Raw genomic sequence first — 15653 nt, forward strand, 5'->3', positions numbered from 1 at the left:
GGGCGAAAACCTCTAAGGTGGGGTCTGGGAGAGGCGCCCCGTTAGTCAAGGCGCGCGCTCGTGTCAAATCGCCTGGATTTTCCGCGACACAGCATCGATTTCGCGGGCTTTTGGAATGGATCCGGGCCGGCGCTCGCGCGGCTGGCGGATGACGGGGACCGGCGCCCGTGATAACCGGCCGCCACGAGACGAGCCGGGCCGCACGCCAAGCCGCATGCCAAGCCCTCGGTTCGAGGCCGCCCAACCGTGTAAGAAGTCTCCGCCCGTGTCGCACGATTCCGAGCCGCAACCCCTCACCGCATCGCCCGGCACGCCCCTGCGCGGCTCGCTTCGACCGCCGGGCGACAAGTCGATCTCGCATCGCGCCATGATCCTCGGCCTCCTGGCCATCGGGGAGACCCGCGTCGAGGGTCTGCTGGAGGGGGACGACGTGCTGCGTACGGCCGCCGCCGCGAAGGCGCTCGGCGCCGGCATGGAACGCCTCGGCGAAGGGCGCTGGGTCGTACGCGGGGTCGGAATCGGAGGGCTGAGCGACCCGGCCGAGACTCTCGATTTCGCCAATGCGGGCACCGGCTCGCGACTGATGATGGGCGTCGTCGGCGGGCAGCCCGTGACCGCGACGTTCGACGGCGACGCCAGCCTGCGCAAGCGCCCGATGCGCCGGATCCTCGATCCGCTCATGCGCATGGGAACGCAGGTTCTCAGCGAGGCGGAGGGCGGGCGCGTGCCACTGACGCTGCGCGGACCGCGCGAGACGATCCCGATCACCTACGAGACGCCCGCCGCCTCGGCGCAGATCAAGTCGGCGGTGCTGCTGGCGGGCCTGAACGCGCCCGGAATCACCACGGTGATCGAGCGCGAGGCCACCCGCGATCATACCGAGCGCATGCTGCGGCTGTTCGGTGCGGAGATCAGCGTCACGCGCCACGGCGAGGGCGGCCACGGCCGCTCCATCGCCCTGACCGGCCAGCCGACGCTGCGGGGAACCGACGTCATCGTGCCGGCCGACCCGTCCTCGGCCGCCTTCCCGCTCGTCGCCGCACTGATCGTGCCGGGCTCGGAGGTGACGCTCGAGGGCGTGATGATGAACCCGCTGCGCACCGGCCTGATCACGACGCTGATCGAGATGGGCGCCGAGATCGAGCGCCTGCGCGAGCGGGAGGAGGGCGGCGAGACCGTGGCGGATCTCCGGGTCCGCGCGAGCCGCCTCAAGGGCGTCGACGTGCCGCCCGAGCGCGCCCCCGCGATGATCGACGAGTACCCGATCCTGGCCGTCGCCGCCGCCTTCGCGGAGGGTACCACCCGGATGAACGGCCTGCACGAGCTGCGGGTGAAGGAATCCGACCGTCTCGCGGCGGTCGCCGACGGCCTCGCGGCCAACGGCGTGGCGCACCTGATCGAGGGCGACGACCTCATCGTGCACGGCGACGGGCAGGCGCCGCATGGGGCCGGCACGGTGGCGACCCATCTCGATCACCGCATCGCCATGTCCTTCCTCGTCATGGGGCTCGCGACGCGCGCGCCCGTCACGGTCGACGACGGCGCCATGATCGCCACGAGCTTCCCGAGCTTCCTGCCGACCATGCGGGCGCTCGGCGGGGCGATCCAGGGTTGAGCGCGCTGATGGTGATCGCGATCGATGGCCCCGCGGCTTCGGGCAAGGGGACGCTGGCGAAGCGCCTCGCGGCGCATTACGGCCTTCCGCACCTCGATACCGGGCTCCTCTACCGCGCCGTGGCCCTGACCCTGCTCGACGCGGGCTTCCCGCTCGACGACGAGCGGGCCGCGGCCCGCGCGGCGGAGGCCTTGATCGCCGACCGGCTCGCCGACCCGCGCCTGCGCGAGCGGGCCATGGGCGAGGCGGCCTCCCGCATCTCGGCGGTGCCGGCCGTGCGCGCGGCACTTCTCGCCTGGCAGCAACGCTTCGCCGGCAATGCGGTCGGGGCCGTCCTCGACGGGCGTGACATCGGCACCGTCGTCTGCCCGGACGCGCGGGTGAAGCTCTTCATCACGGCAGCCCCGGAGGAGCGGGCACGGCGGCGCCATCGCGAGCTCGCGGACCGCGGCGAGACCGCGACGTTCGACGTCATCCTGGCCGACATCAAGGCCCGGGACGCCAGGGACGCGTCCCGGGCGACGGCACCGCTCAAGGCTGCGGCGGATGCGGTGGTTCTCGACACCACGGAGCTCGACGCGGACGAGGCCTTCGAGGCGGCCCGTGCCGTCGTGGAGCGCGCCATTCTGCACTGAGCCCCGATCGGGAACTGGCCTCTGCCGCCATGGCAGGTCGTCTCAGGTCCCCCGCGGCTTCGCCCGGCGCGTCGGCGCCTCCGCGAGGGGGTCCTCGGGCCAGGGATGACGCGGATAGCGCCCGCGCATCTCGGCCCGAACGGCGTTCCAGGAGCCGCGCCAGAATCCCGGCAGATCGCGGGTGATCTGGATCGGGCGCGAGGCCGGCGAGAGCAGGTGAAGCACGAGGGGAACGCGCCCACCGCCGATGACGGGGTGCCGGTCGAGACCGAAGAGTTCCTGAACGCGCACGGCCAGGACCGGCTCACCCTCGCTGCCGTAATCGACCGGGATGCGCGAGCCGGTCGGCACCTCGACATGCGTCGGTGCCTCGGCCTCGAGTCGGCTCCGCAGCGACCAGGGCAGCAAGGCTTGGAGCCCCTGGGCGAGGTCGTTCGCCGTCACGGCCGCGAGGCTCGTTCGCCCGACGATCGCGGGGGCGAGCCACGCGGAGATGCCGGCGGTCAGGGCCTCGTCCGACAGGTCCGGCCAGTCCGCCTCCTCGGCCGCGCGCAGGAAGCGGATGCGGGCGCGCCACTGGCTCAGGGACGACGTCCAGGGCAGGGCGTCGAGGCCGATCTCGGCGATGCCGCCGGCCAGGATCTCGGCACTCGCGTCGTCGGCCGGGACGGGCAGGGTGCGTTCCCCGAGGCTGACCGCGCCGAGCCGGCGCACGGCGCGCGCCCGCAGCGCCCGCGCATCGCGATCGAAGGCGACGCTCGTCCCCGACACGATCCGGTCCCCGAACAGGGTCTCGATCGCCTCGACGCTGATGGCGGCGGCGGAGAGAATGCGGGCATTGCCGGCCGCGCCCGCGATATCGGCCACGACGAGGAAGGGCGCGCGCGAGAGCGCGGACGCCGGATCCAGGCGTCCGGCCCGGCCATTCGCCATCACGAACTCGCCGTCGCGGCCCCGCGCCCGCGCCACCCGGTCCGGATAGGCAAGGGCCAGGAGCGCGCCGATGTCCATCGCCTCGGCGGCCACGACCTCAATCCCCGCTTGGCGTGCCCAGCCGAGCGCCAGGCGGCGCATGTCGGTCGCGCGCGTGCCGCGGTCGCGCCCGAAGCGCTCGACCCGGTCGGCGACATCGACGCCATCACCTCCGAGGCCGCGCTCGACGAGGACCGCCGCGAGCTCGGCCGCAGCGGGCGCCTGTCCGGTCTCGGCAGCGCTCACCACCATGCGGGCGAGGCGCGGTGGCAGGGGCAGCGCCCTGAGGCGCCGGCCGGTCGGCGTCAGACGGCCGTCGGCATCGATGGCGGAGAGGTCGCGCAGCATGGCCCGCGCCTCCGTCAGGGCAGGGATCGGCGGCGGGTCGAGGAAGCGGAGGCTGGCCGGATCGGTGACGCCCCAGGCCGCGCTGTCGAGGACGAGCCCGGCGAGGTCGGCCGCGAGGATCTCGGGTCGCGTGAAGGGATCGAGGGAGTTCGTGGCGGCTTCCGACCACAGCCGCCAGCAGATGCCGGGCTCGGTCCGGCCCGCGCGCCCGCGGCGCTGATCGACCGACGCCCGGGACGCCCGCGCCGTGACGAGGCGCGTCAGCCCGATGCCGGGTTCGTAGACCGGCACGCGCGAGAGCCCGGAATCGACCACGATCCGCACGCCCTCGATCGTCAGCGAGGTCTCGGCGATGCTCGTCGCGAGCACGACCTTGCGCCGGCCCGCCGCGGCCGGGGAGACCGCGCGGTCCTGCTCGGCCTGGGTCAGGGCGCCGTACAGGGGAGCGACCTCCGTGGCGTCATCCACGCGCCCGGCCAGCATCTCGGCCACGCGGCGGATCTCGCCCTGTCCCGGCAGGAAGGCCAGGACGGAGCCTGGATCCGCCCGCAGGGCCCGCAGGATCGCGTCCGTCATGGCCTCCTCGATCCGGCGGTTCGGATCACGCACCACATGGCGCGTCTCGACCGGGAAGGCGCGTCCCTCCGATGCGATGACGGGCGCGTCGCCGAGGAGGCGGGCGACGCGGGCACCGTCGAGGGTCGCCGACATCACGAGGAGGCGCAGGTCCTCGCGCAGCGCTCCCTGCGCGTCCAGCGCGAGAGCGAGCCCCAGATCGGCGTCGAGGGAGCGCTCGTGAAACTCGTCGAACAGGACCGCGCCGACCCCCGACAATTCGGGATCGTCGAGGATCATGCGGGTGAACACCCCCTCGGTGACGACCTCGATCCGGGTCCGGCCCGAGACCTTCGAGCCGAGGCGGACGCGCAGTCCGACCGTCTCGCCGACACGCTCGCGGAGGATCTGCGCCATGCGCTCGGCAGCTCCCCGGGCGGCGAGCCGGCGCGGTTCGAGCACGAGGATCTTGCGGTTCTCGAGCCAGCCCGCATCGAGGAGCGCGAGCGGCACCCGGGTGGTCTTGCCGGCGCCCGGCGGCGCAACCAGCACCGCGGATGACCCGCGAGCGAGGGCCTGCTCCAGCGACGGCAGCACCGCGTCGATGGGCAATCCGGACGGTGCGTGACGGCCAGCCTCAGGCACGGGCGGCCCCCGACCGGTCCCGATCACAGGCATGCAACTTTAAATCGAATTTGCATGATCTCATTCTGTCGATCACAAGAATTTGATCGAGTACGTTCATCGAACCAAAAAAATCCCAAGTCCTGTTCGCCGGGAAAGGCACAGAAATTCAGTCTATCCTGCGGAACATAAAGGCTTTCGGCGGCTTGTCGGGTCGGCGCGCCGAGGGCGTGCCCGAACGGATGGACCGAATGACGAAGTTAGCTCTCACTCTCGCGGCCGGCGTGATGCTCGGAGGCTTCGGCCTCACTGCCGCCTCGGCTGCGCCCGCCATGCCCTCCGTCGCGCTCGTCGCCGCCGATGCTGCGCCCATCCAGGTGGCTTACCGCAAGCACCACCGGTCGATCCACCATCACCGGTCCTGGCGCCGTCACCACATGCGCAACCGGATGCGCCACGGGGATCCGAACGCCCGCAACCCCGCCATGCCCGGTTACGCGCAGCAGAAGGGCAACACCTCGGGCGGGCCGCGCTACTGAGCACGAGCCCCGACGGCTTCCCCATGAAGCGGGCTCGGCGATCGTCCGAGACGACCTGACAGCGCGATCCTCGACGGGTCCCCACGCCCGGACGGGCGAGGGGACCTTTTCATGCCGGCATCCCGGGTCTCAGGCCCCGATGTCGAAGGCCGCGAGGGCCGCCATGTTGACGAGATCGGCGTCCGTGGCGCCGAGCGGCACGATCTGCACCGCCTTTCCGAGACCGCAGAGGAGGGGCCCCAGCACCATGGCGCCGCCGAGTTCCTGCAGCATCTTGGTAGAGATGGCCGCCGAATGGAACGCCGGCATGACGAGGACATTGGCCGGTTCCTTCAGGCGGCTGAAGGGGTACTGCGCCATCAGATCCTTATCGAGGGCGACGTCGGCCGCCATCTCGCCCTCGTAGGCGAAATCGACCTGCATGGCATCGAGGAGGCGCACGGCCTCGCGCACCTTCTCCATGCGCTCGCCGCGCGGATGCCCGAAGGTCGAGAAGGAGAGCAGCGCCACCCGAGGCTCCGTCCCGAGGCGCCGCGCCGCGCCGGCCGCCTCGATGGCGATCCCCGCAAGCTCCTGCGCCGAGGGCATCTCGGTGATGGCCGTATCCGCGACGAGCACCGTCCGGTCACGGGCGACGCAGACCGACAGACCGATGACCCGGTGACCGGGCCGCTCGTCGATGACGCGCCGGACATCCTCGAGCGCGATCGAGTAGCTGCGGGTCACGCCGGTCACCATGGCGTCGGCATCGCCCAGGGCGACCATGGTGGCGGCGAAGTGGTTGCGGTCCTGATTGATCAGGCGCTGGCAATCGCGGAACAGGTAGCCTTGCCGCTGCATCCGCTCATACAGGTACTGGGCGTACTCGGCGTTGCGATGCGAGAGCGCGGCATTGTGGATCTCGATGTTGTCGCGCTTCGCGAGATCGATGCCCATGGCGCTGGCGTTCTGCGCGACCCGGTCCTCCCGCCCGACCAGAATCGCGGTGCCGAGCCCCTGGTTCGCGAAGGTGACGGCCGCCCGGATGACGATTTCCTCCTCGCCCTCGGCGAAGACGACGCGCTTCGGCGCCTGGCGAACCTCCTCGAAGACCCGGTTGAGGATGCCGGCCACGGGATCGCGCCGGGCCGAGAGACGGTCTCGGTAGGCCGCCATGTCGGTGATGGGCGCGCGGGCCACGCCCGTCTCCATCGCGGCCTTGGCGACCGCGGGCGGCACCGTGTGGATCAGGCGCGGATCGAAGGGAACCGGGATGATGTAGTCGCGTCCGAAGCGCGGGCGCTCGCCCTGGTAGGCCGCCGCGACCTCGTCCGGCACGTCCTCGCGGGCGAGGTGCGCCAGGGCCTCGGCCGCCGCGATCTTCATTTCCATGTTGATCGTCGTCGCGCGCACGTCGAGGGCACCGCGGAAGATGTAGGGAAACCCCAGCACGTTGTTGACCTGGTTCGGATAATCCGAACGGCCGGTCGCCACGATGGCGTCGGTGCGGATCTGCCCGACCTCCTCGACGGTGATCTCGGGATCGGGATTGGCCATCGCGAAGATGATCGGGTTCGGAGCCATCGAGCGGATCATCTCGGCCGAGAAGGCACCCTTGACGGAGAGACCGTAGACGATGTCCGCCCCCGCCATGGCCTCCGCCAGGGTGCGCTTGTCCGTGCGCACCGCGTGCGCGGACTTCCACTGGTTCATGCCATCCTGACGGCCCTCGTAGACCACCCCCTTCGTGTCGCACAGGATCACGTTCACCGAGCGGAACCCGAGCGCCTTCAGGAGCTCGATGCAGGCGATGCCGGCCGCGCCGGCGCCGTTCACGACGAGCTTGGCCTCCTGGATATGGCGGCCGGTGAGATGCAGCGCGTTGATCAGGGCGGCGGTGGCGATGATGGCGGTGCCGTGCTGATCGTCATGGAAGACCGGGATGTCCATCAGCTCCCGCAAACGATCCTCGATGATGAAGCACTCGGGCGCCTTGATGTCCTCGAGGTTGATGCCGCCGAAGGTCGGCCCGAGGTAGCGCACGCAGTTGATGAAGGCCTCGGGGTCCTCGGTGCCGACCTCGAGATCGAAGGAATCGATGTCGGCGAAGCGCTTGAACAGCACCGCCTTGCCCTCCATCACGGGCTTCGAGGCGAGCGCGCCGCGATTCCCCAGGCCGAGGATGGCGGTGCCGTTCGAGATGACCGCGACGAGGTTCCCCTTCGCCGTGTAGTCGTAGGCCTTGCCAGGATCCTCCGCGATGGCCAGGACCGGCACGGCGACGCCCGGCGAGTAGGCGAGGGAGAGGTCGCGCTGCGTCGCCATCGGCTTGGTGGCCACCACCTCGAGCTTGCCGGGTCGGCCCTGCGCGTGGAATTGCAGCGCCTCCGCGTCGGTGAAGGTCGGGCGCTTGGCGCGGCGCGGGGAATTCGTCGGGTCGGTCATGGCGTGCTCCTCTCCCGCTCGCCGCCTATCGATTGTGCACAAAACACTCAAGGCCGTGGCCACCACCGGACCGGCGGTCCGGTTACAAGGCGTCAGCTCCGTCCGACCATGCGGGTGAAGCTTCTCCCCAAGCGAGTCCGGGCGCCAGCCTGATTCGGCGCGGCGGCTCTGCTATGAAGCCGGGATGGCCCATGCCCCTGCTCGTTCCGTCGCGAAAGCCAATCCGAAGCCGGCCGCCGACAGCGTGAGTTCGCCCGCGCTCGACCGGTCCGGCGCGACGCCGATGATGGCGCAGTACATCGAGATCAAGGCCGCCAATCCGGATTGCCTCCTGTTCTACCGGATGGGCGACTTCTACGAGCTGTTCTTCGGCGACGCGGAGATCGCCTCTCGGGCGCTCGGCATCGTCCTGACGAAGCGCGGCAAGCACGCGGGCGCCGACATCGCCATGTGCGGCGTCCCGGTGGAGCGCTCCGACGACTACCTCAACCGTCTGATCGCTCTCGGGCATCGGGTCGCCGTCTGCGAGCAGACCGAGGATCCGGCCGAGGCCAAGCGGCGCGGCCCGAAATCGGTGGTGCGCCGCGAGGTTGTGCGCCTCGTCACCCCCGGCACCATCACGGAGGATCGCCTGCTCGAGCCGGGCCGGGCGAACCTGCTGCTGGCCATCGGCCGGCGCAAGCTGTCGGAGGAGGCTTTCGCCTACGGGCTCGCCGCCGTCGACATCTCGACGGGCCGCTTCTCCTTGAGCGAGGTGCCGGGGGTGGAACTCGGCGGCGCGATCGCCCGGCACGATCCGCGCGAGATCGTCCTCTCCGAGGCGATCCACGCGGATCCGGCGCTGGCCCGCGTCTGGCAGGACGTCACCGCCCCGGTGACGCCCCTGGCGCAGGCCGAACTGGAGCCGCACGCGGCCGAGCGACGCATCAAGGAGCAGTTCGGCGTCGCGACCCTCGAAGGCTTCGGAAGCTTCACCCGCGCGGAAGTCGCCGCCGCCGGCGCGGTCCTCCTCTATATCGAGCGCACGCAGATCGGCGCGCGTCCGCCGCTGAATCCGCCGACCCGCGAGGCGAACGGCGCGACGCTCGCGATCGATGCGGCGACGCGGGCCAACCTCGAACTCACCCGCACCCTCTCCGGGGGGCGCACCGGAAGCCTCCTCGACACGATCGACCGGACGGTCTCGGCGAGCGGCGCCCGCCTGCTGGCCGAGCACCTGTCCGGACCGCTGATGGACCTGACGGCCATCGGACACCGCCAGGATGCGGTCACGTGGCTGGCCGACGACCATGGGCTTCGGCGGGCCCTGCGCGACGCGCTGGCGCGGGCCCCGGATCTGGCGCGGGCGCTGTCCCGGATCGGGCTCGGCCGGTCCGGCCCGCGCGACCTCGCGGCGATCCGCGATGGGCTCGATGCCGCGGCGGCGATCTCGGACCTGCTCGCTGGCGCCGAGGCTCTGCCGGCCAATCTGGAGATCCTCGGCGAGCATCTGCGCGCGGCCGACCCCGCCCTCGTCGAGAGCCTGCGGGCGGCGCTCGCCGACGACCTTCCGTTGAGCCGTCGCGACGGCGGGTTCGTGCGTGCGGGCCATCATCCCGGGATCGACGAGGCGCGCCTCCTCGGCCAGGATTCGCGCAAGGTCATCGCGGCCCTTCAGGCCCGCTACGCGGAGGAGACCGGCTGCCGGACGCTGCGCATCAAGCACAACAACCTGCTCGGCTATTATATCGAGGTGCCGCAGGCCGTCGGCGAGGCCTGCCTCAAGGGGATCATGCGCGAGACCTTCGTACATCGCCAGACCATGGTCGACGCGATGCGCTTCACGAGCGTCGAGCTCGGCGAGCTGGAGACGAAGATCTCCGGCGCCTCGGACCGGGCCCTCGCCCTCGAGACAGCGGTTTTCGATGATCTCGCCGCCCAGGTCCTGGCACAGACGGAGACCGTGGCGTCCGTGGCCGAGGCGCTCGCCGGGCTCGACGTCGCGGGCAGCCATGCCGAGCTCGCGGTGGAGCAGAACTGGACGCGCCCCCGGGTCGACGACGGCCTCGCCTTTCAGGTGGAAGGCGGGCGCCATCCGGTCGTCGAGGCGGCGCTGCGGCGCTCTGGCGAGCCGTTCATCGCCAACGAGTGCGATCTGTCCGGCGAGGGTCGCGGCCGGATCCGGTTGATCACCGGTCCGAACATGGGCGGCAAGTCGACCTTCCTGCGCCAGAACGCGCTGATCGCGGTGCTCGCGCAGATGGGGGCCTTCGTGCCCGCGGCGAAGGCGCATCTCGGGCTCGTCGACCGCCTGTTCTCACGCGTCGGCGCGGCGGACGACCTCGCGCGCGGACAATCGACCTTCATGGTCGAGATGGTCGAGACCGCCGCCATCCTCAATCAAGCGTCGCGACGCTCCCTGGTGATCCTCGACGAGATCGGGCGCGGCACCGCGACCTTCGACGGTCTCTCGATCGCCTGGGCCTGCCTCGAGCAGCTGCACGAGGTGAATGCCTGCCGGGCGCTGTTCGCGACCCATTTCCACGAGCTGACGGCGCTCAGCCAGCGCCTCGCGCGCCTCGACAACGCGACCCTCAAGGTGGCCGAGCACCGCGGGCAGGTGGTGTTCCTGCACGAGGTCGTGCCCGGCGTCGCCGAACGGTCCTACGGCTTGCAGGTCGCGCGCTTGGCGGGCCTGCCCGCGAGCGTGATCGGGCGGGCCGGCGCGATCCTGAAGGGCCTGGAGAAGGCGGAGCGGGACCGCCCCTCGCGGCCGCGGATCGACGATCTGCCGCTGTTTGCCAGCCTCGCGCCGCCTCCGCCCCCCCCGGAACCCGCGCCCGCGCCGGATGACGGCCTCGGGCGCCTGCTCGACGCGATCGACCCGGACGCCATGACGCCGCGCGAGGCGCTGGAGGCGCTTTATCGTCTGAAGCGCGCGCGGGCCGCGCAGGGCTGAGGGTCAGTTCAGGGGCGCGAGCTGGAAACCGTCCGGCGTATCGGTGGCCGGCGCGCGGCCGGCGCGGCGCTCGGCGACGTAGGTGAGCGCGCTCGCCACGACGCGTTCCGAGTAGGGCTTGGCGATCACCCCGAGGGCGCCGGCGAAATCCTCCGGGATGCGCTTGCTGTTCGCCGTCATGAACAGGACGGTCGTGCGCGGATCCGCGCTGAGCACCCGCGCCACCTCGACGCCGGTCGGACCGTCGACGAGGTGGATATCCACCAGCGCAACGTCGGGTGCCGTCGAGGCTCCGAGCGCGATCGCTTCCGAGGAGCTGGCCGCGACCCCGACCATGACGTGACCGAGATCCTCGAGGAGGTACGTGAGCTCGAGCGCGATCAGGACCTCGTCCTCGACCACGAGGATGCGCAAAGCGGGCTCGGCCGTCATGGCACCTCCCCGACATGGTTGGCCCGGTCCCTCACGTCAGGCGAGCTTGAACGAACATGTCAGTTCGCACGATCGAGCGGAATCGTGATCTCGACGCGCGTTCCGGGCATGGCCTCGTTCCAGGCGATCGTGCCGCGCAGCTGGCGCACGACCATCTCGACGAGGCTGTGGCCGAACCCCGCGGGATTGACCGGGCCCGCCGCGATGCCGACCCCGTCATCCTGGATCAGGAGGCGCAACCCGCCGTCGTCGCGCCGGGCGGTGATCGAGACGCGGCCGCTGCGTCCGTTCGGGAAGGCGTGGCGCACCGCGTTGGTCGCAAGTTCGTGCATCATCAGCGCCAGCGGTGCCGCCATGGCGGCGGAAACCGCGATCGAATCGACCTCGGCTTCCACCGTCGTGCGATCCGGATCGATCCCCGCCGTCAGATCGGCGAGGAAGTCCGCGGCGAATTCCCGGAGATCGAAGCGGGTCACGTCGCCCGCGGAATAGAGCATGCGGTGCGCGGTCGAGAGGGCGCCGACGCGCTCCGCCATGCTCTGCAGCGCGTCGCGCGCCTCGCCCTCGGGGGTCCGGCGCGCCTTCAGGAGCATCAGCGAGGAGATGACCTGGAGGTTGTTCTTGACCCGATGGTCGACCTCGTGCAGCAGCGCGGTCTTCTGCTCCAGGGCGGCCTGGAGATCGGCGGTCCGGGCGTCCACGAGGCGTTCGAGCTCGTCGTTCGTTCCCCGCATCGCCTGCTCGGAGCGGCGCTTGTCCGTCATGTCGGCCTGCGCGGCGAAGAACCACGCGACCGCTCCGCCCTCGTCACGCACCGGGCAGATCGTCATGGCATTCCAGAAGGCCGACCCGTCCTTGCGGTAGTTGAACAGCTCGCACGCGATCTTCTTCGACGTGGCGACGGCGTCCCGCATGCGGCGGATCTCGCCGGGATCCGTGCCCTGTCCCTGCAGCATCCGGCAATTGCGTCCGTAGAGCTCGGCCCGCGTGTAGCCCGTGAGCGCCACGAAGGCGTCGTTGACCCAGACGATCGGGTTGTCGGACCCGCGCGCATCGGTCACCACCATGGGCGTCGGGCTCGCTCCGAAGGCAGAGGCGAACATGTCCTCTCCGAGGCCGGCCTCACGCAACGCGCGTCTGTCGTCGTCCGTCATGCCGCCGACCGCACTTCCATTTCCCCGTGATCCGGCCTGGGGCGACCGTGGCGCCGCCCTGCAGCGCCGACGCCGGTGTCCCCCGGTGCGAACAGGATTGCGTCGGCGTGGTTCCGCCCGTGCGCCACCTGTCCACCGGCAAAGTGCCGGCTGCGCGTTAAGAATTCGTCGACCATCTTCCCCCAGGTCTTCCCGGTCGGAACCCGTACCCTGCGATTCGGAGAACAGGGCGCAAGGCTGCCACGATTTTTGCGGAACAAGGCGCACGAGCCCGAGGAGTTCCATCACATGCCCGCCCCTGCCGCGCGCACGAAGCTCCGGATGCGCGATGTCGTCGAGGATCGCCGGATCGCCCTGATGCTGGCGCTCGGCTTCGCCTGCGGCCTCCCGATCCTCCTCGTGTTCTCAACGCTCTCGGCCTGGCTCGCGACTGCGGGGATTCAGCGCACCAGCATCGGGCTGCTCTCCTACGTCTCCTTCGCCTACTCGCTGAAGTTCCTCTGGGCGCCCGTGATCGACCGGCTCGACCTGCCGGTCCTGGCACGCTGGCTGGGGCGGCGACGGGCCTGGATGGTCCTCGCGCAGCTCGGGGTGGCGGCCGGCCTGATCGGAATGAGCCAGGGCGATCCGGCCGGGTCCCTGAGCTTCATGGTGATCTGCGCCCTGATCACCGCCTTCGCCTCGGCCACGCAGGACATCGTGGTCGACGGCTGGCGCATCGATGCGGCGCCGACCGAGCGCCAGGGCGTGATGCTCGGGGCCTATCAGCTCGGCTACGCCATCGCCCGGGCCTTCGCGGGGGCGGGCGCCCTCTACATCGCCCAGGGTGCGAGCTGGTCGCTCGCCTACGGGGCGATGGCGCTCCTGATGCTCACCGGCTTGATCGCTTCGGTTCTGGCACCTCGACAGGATCCGGCACCGGTGCCGGACGAGCATCGCTCGATCGGCCGCACGCTTCAGATCGCTGTCGTCGAGCCCTTCGGGGATCTCGTGCGCCGCAAGGGCGCGCGCCTCGTCCTCATCCTGTCGCTGATCATGCTGTACCGGCTTCCGGACATCATCTCGGGGGTGATGGCGCAGCCCTTCTACATCGAGCAGGGCTTCTCGCTGACCGAGATCGCCAATGTGACGAAGGTCTACGGGGTGATCATCGGCGTCGCCGGGGCGCTCGCGGGCGGCTACGCGGTGATCCGCTTCGGCCTGCAGGCCTCGCTGCTCTTCGGCGGGATCGCGGCGGCGGCCTCGAACCTGATGTTCTCGTGGCTCGCCCTCCACGGGCACGACACCCCGCTCTTCATCGCCAGCATCTCGATCGACAATTTCGCGGGCAACTTCGCCGGCACGGCGCTCATCGCCTACATGTCGAGTCTGACCTCGTCGGCCTTCGTGGCGACGCAGTACGCGCTGCTCTCCTCGCTCTACGCGCTACCCGGCAAGTTCGTCGGCGGTTTCTCGGGCTACATGGTCGATGCCCTCGGATACCCGAAATTTTTCGCGGCCTCGGCGGCGATCGGCATTCCGGTGGCTCTCCTGTGCCTCGCGCTGATTGCCCTGCGCGAGGGCGCGGCCGAGCCCGGGCCCGAGCGGGCGCCGCGTCCCGAGGAGGAAGCGGTCGCCGCCAAGGCGTGAGCCGCATCGGAACCAAGGACGAACCCTGGCGCTTGCTTTCACCGGCGGTCGTCAATGCCGCAGCAGAGTTGCATCCAAGGGACGTCAGACGTGAGCGACATCACCCTCGCCGGCGAGACTCTCCCGGCTTCCATCGACCCTGAGACCCTTGCCCTCAGCGAGGCCGATCTCGCGGCCCTCCGCCGGGCGGTCCGCGCCCTGGAGCAGCCGGGCCTCGCCGCGCGCCTCTCGGCGGCAGCCGGTGCGCCGCTCGACATCATCGGCCGCTCCCTGCCCGCACCGGTCACCGACGCGGTCGCGCGCACCACCGAAACCGCGATGCGCGGGGCGTTGCGGGTGGCCCTCGCGACCCTGCCCAAGAAGGCGGACCAACCGGACGGGGCCGAGGTGCCGGCGCTGACCGACGCGCGCGGCAGCCGCTTCGGGCGCCTGTTCCAGTCGAGCGAGTTCAACCACAAGGCCCTCGCCGCCGTCTCGGGCGCTGTCGGAGGCGCCTTCGGCCTCGCGACGCTCGCGGTCGAGCTTCCGCTGTCCACGACGCTGATGCTGCGCTCGATCGCCGAGATCGCCCGCGCGGAGGGGGAGGACATCGAGACCCCCGAAGGCGCGCTGGCCTGCGTCCAGGTCTTCGCGCTGGGCAGCCGCGGGGGCGAGACGGGTCTTGCCGAGAGCGGCTACTTCGCCGTCCGGGCGGCGCTGGCCAAGACGATGGCGGAGGCCGCGCGCTTTGCGGGAAGCCGGGCCCTCGTCGACGAAGCTGCCCCCGCGCTCCTGCGCTTCACGGCTCAGATCGCGGCGCGCTTCGGTATCGTCGTCTCGCAGAAGGTCGCCGCGCAGGCGATCCCGGTCCTCGGCGCCTTCGGGGGGGCGGCCGTGAACACGGCGTTCATGGACCACTTCCAGTCGGTGGCCCGGGCGCATTTCACCGTTCGGCGTCTCGAACGCGCCTACGGGAAGGCCGTGGTTCGGGCGGCCTACGACCTCGAGAAGGCCGCGCTCGGCATCGCCTGACCGGCGCGACGCCAACTTTGATTTGCCGGCAATGCGTCGGCTGGTCTATCTCGGCGTTCCCTGATTGCGCGGGAGGACGGCCCTGCTCGGAAACGCGGAGATGATCGGGCGCCTCGCGCTCGCGGCGTTGCTCGGCAGCATCATCGGGCTCGAGCGCGAGCGGCTCCTCTGGGCGGCGGGCCTGCGGACCCACATGCTGGTCTGCGTCGGCTCATGCCTGTTCATGCTCGTCTCGGCCTACGGCTTCTTCGACATCATCGGACACGACCACGTGGTCCTCGATCCGTCCCGCGTCGCCGCTCAGGTCGTGTCCGGCATCGGTTTCCTCGGCGCCGGCACGATCCTCCTCCGGGGCGAGGTCGTCCGCGGCCTGACGACGGCGGCCAGCCTCTGGGCGGTCGCGGCGATCGGCCTCGCGAGCGGCGGCGGCCTCTACGTCCCGGCCGTCGCCGCCACCGTCATCGTGTTCGCGATCCTGGCCGGCATGAAGCCGATCGAGGAGCGCTGGCGCGCGCGGTCGCAAAGCCGGATATTGCGCATCTCGGCGCGGACCGGGTCCCTGGCCCTGGACGGCGTGCAGGACGCGACCGGGCAGCCGCTCTCCCGGGTCAAGCAATTCGTGGTGCAGCCGGGCGCGATGGAGGGGTCGGAGGAGATCCGGATCGCCTTCACGCGCCTGTCGGCAGGGCAACTCGACGACATCGCCCAGCGCCTCCGCGCGATGCCCGGCATCGAGGGGGTCGAGATCGAGGAGCGTTGAGGGCCGTTCCCCCCGCG

General features: G+C 70.9%; 11 protein-coding genes. 7 read left to right on the plus strand and 4 right to left on the minus strand.

Translation table 11 applies throughout. From position 1 onward, the window contains the following. Positions 1-265: 265 nt before the first annotated feature. Both aroA and cmk read left to right on the plus strand, forming a co-directional pair. Positions 266-1615: a 3-phosphoshikimate 1-carboxyvinyltransferase gene (gene aroA / locus F6X51_RS01290; RefSeq protein WP_150961204.1), complete on the plus strand. Its 1350-nt coding sequence runs from the start codon at positions 266-268 to the stop codon at positions 1613-1615. An 8-nt stretch (positions 1616-1623) separates the two neighbouring features. After that, entirely contained in the window at positions 1624-2250 is a 627-nt protein-coding gene (gene cmk, locus F6X51_RS01295; protein ID WP_150961451.1) for a (d)CMP kinase, read from the plus strand. Positions 2251-2292: 42 nt separating this feature from the next. Here the strand turns inward: cmk and hrpB are convergent, their stop codons facing one another. Next, positions 2293-4803: an ATP-dependent helicase HrpB gene (gene hrpB / locus F6X51_RS01300; RefSeq protein WP_150961205.1), complete on the minus strand. Its 2511-nt coding sequence runs from the start codon at positions 4801-4803 to the stop codon at positions 2293-2295. Positions 4804-5000: 197 nt separating this feature from the next. Here hrpB and F6X51_RS01305 point away from each other — a divergent pair, with 197 nt between their 5' ends. Continuing rightward, positions 5001-5288: a hypothetical protein gene (locus F6X51_RS01305; RefSeq protein WP_150961207.1), complete on the plus strand. Its 288-nt coding sequence runs from the start codon at positions 5001-5003 to the stop codon at positions 5286-5288. 129 nt (positions 5289-5417) lie between these two features. Here the strand turns inward: F6X51_RS01305 and F6X51_RS01310 are convergent, their stop codons facing one another. Then, a complete protein-coding gene (locus F6X51_RS01310) occupies positions 5418-7712 on the minus strand; it encodes an NADP-dependent malic enzyme (protein WP_150961209.1) in 2295 nt (764 codons plus the stop codon). Positions 7713-7896: 184 nt separating this feature from the next. Here F6X51_RS01310 and mutS point away from each other — a divergent pair, with 184 nt between their 5' ends. Continuing rightward, the gene (mutS, locus tag F6X51_RS01315) at positions 7897-10650 is read left to right on the plus strand and encodes a DNA mismatch repair protein MutS (protein ID WP_150961211.1); all 2754 of its coding nucleotides are present in this window, start codon (positions 7897-7899) and stop codon (positions 10648-10650) included. Positions 10651-10653: 3 nt separating this feature from the next. Here the strand turns inward: mutS and F6X51_RS01320 are convergent, their stop codons facing one another. Together F6X51_RS01320 and F6X51_RS01325 are read right to left on the minus strand one after the other, a co-directional pair. After that, positions 10654-11082: a response regulator gene (locus tag F6X51_RS01320; RefSeq protein WP_150961213.1), complete on the minus strand. Its 429-nt coding sequence runs from the start codon at positions 11080-11082 to the stop codon at positions 10654-10656. Between the two features lie 59 nt (positions 11083-11141). Then, positions 11142-12185 (minus strand): PAS domain-containing protein, encoded by a 1044-nt coding sequence (locus F6X51_RS01325; protein ID WP_150961215.1) that lies wholly within the window; start codon positions 12183-12185, stop codon positions 11142-11144. Positions 12186-12524: 339 nt separating this feature from the next. Here F6X51_RS01325 and F6X51_RS01330 point away from each other — a divergent pair, with 339 nt between their 5' ends. The 3 genes from F6X51_RS01330 (at position 12525) to F6X51_RS01340 (ending at position 15636) form a co-directional block, all read left to right on the plus strand. Continuing rightward, entirely contained in the window at positions 12525-13865 is a 1341-nt protein-coding gene (locus tag F6X51_RS01330) for an AmpG family muropeptide MFS transporter (protein ID WP_246696550.1), read from the plus strand. Between the two features lie 54 nt (positions 13866-13919). Further along, entirely contained in the window at positions 13920-14876 is a 957-nt protein-coding gene (locus F6X51_RS01335; protein ID WP_150961217.1) for an EcsC family protein, read from the plus strand. A 100-nt stretch (positions 14877-14976) separates the two neighbouring features. Further along, positions 14977-15636 carry an MgtC/SapB family protein gene (locus F6X51_RS01340; RefSeq protein WP_246696552.1) on the plus strand — a complete coding sequence of 220 codons (660 nt, stop codon included), beginning with the start codon at positions 14977-14979 and terminating at the stop codon, positions 15634-15636. Positions 15637-15653 lie beyond the last annotated feature (17 nt).

The organism is Methylobacterium planeticum (assembly GCF_008806345.1).
GTDB classification, from domain to species: Bacteria; Pseudomonadota; Alphaproteobacteria; order Rhizobiales; family Beijerinckiaceae; genus Methylobacterium; species Methylobacterium planeticum.

Coding starts and splice junctions, on each gene's coding strand:
- F6X51_RS01330 (WP_246696550.1), top strand. CDS start 12,525: ATGCCCGCCCCTGCCGCGCGCACGAAGCTCCGGATGCGCGATGTCGTC.
- F6X51_RS01340 (WP_246696552.1), top strand. CDS start 14,977: ATGATCGGGCGCCTCGCGCTCGCGGCGTTGCTCGGCAGCATCATCGGG.
- hrpB (WP_150961205.1), bottom strand. CDS start 4,803: ATGCCTGTGATCGGGACCGGTCGGGGGCCGCCCGTGCCTGAGGCTGGC.
- F6X51_RS01305 (WP_150961207.1), top strand. CDS start 5,001: ATGACGAAGTTAGCTCTCACTCTCGCGGCCGGCGTGATGCTCGGAGGC.
- F6X51_RS01320 (WP_150961213.1), bottom strand. CDS start 11,082: ATGACGGCCGAGCCCGCTTTGCGCATCCTCGTGGTCGAGGACGAGGTC.
- F6X51_RS01335 (WP_150961217.1), top strand. CDS start 13,920: ATGCCGCAGCAGAGTTGCATCCAAGGGACGTCAGACGTGAGCGACATC.
- F6X51_RS01310 (WP_150961209.1), bottom strand. CDS start 7,712: ATGACCGACCCGACGAATTCCCCGCGCCGCGCCAAGCGCCCGACCTTC.
- mutS (WP_150961211.1), top strand. CDS start 7,897: ATGGCCCATGCCCCTGCTCGTTCCGTCGCGAAAGCCAATCCGAAGCCG.
- cmk (WP_150961451.1), top strand. CDS start 1,624: ATGGTGATCGCGATCGATGGCCCCGCGGCTTCGGGCAAGGGGACGCTG.
- F6X51_RS01325 (WP_150961215.1), bottom strand. CDS start 12,185: ATGTTCGCCTCTGCCTTCGGAGCGAGCCCGACGCCCATGGTGGTGACC.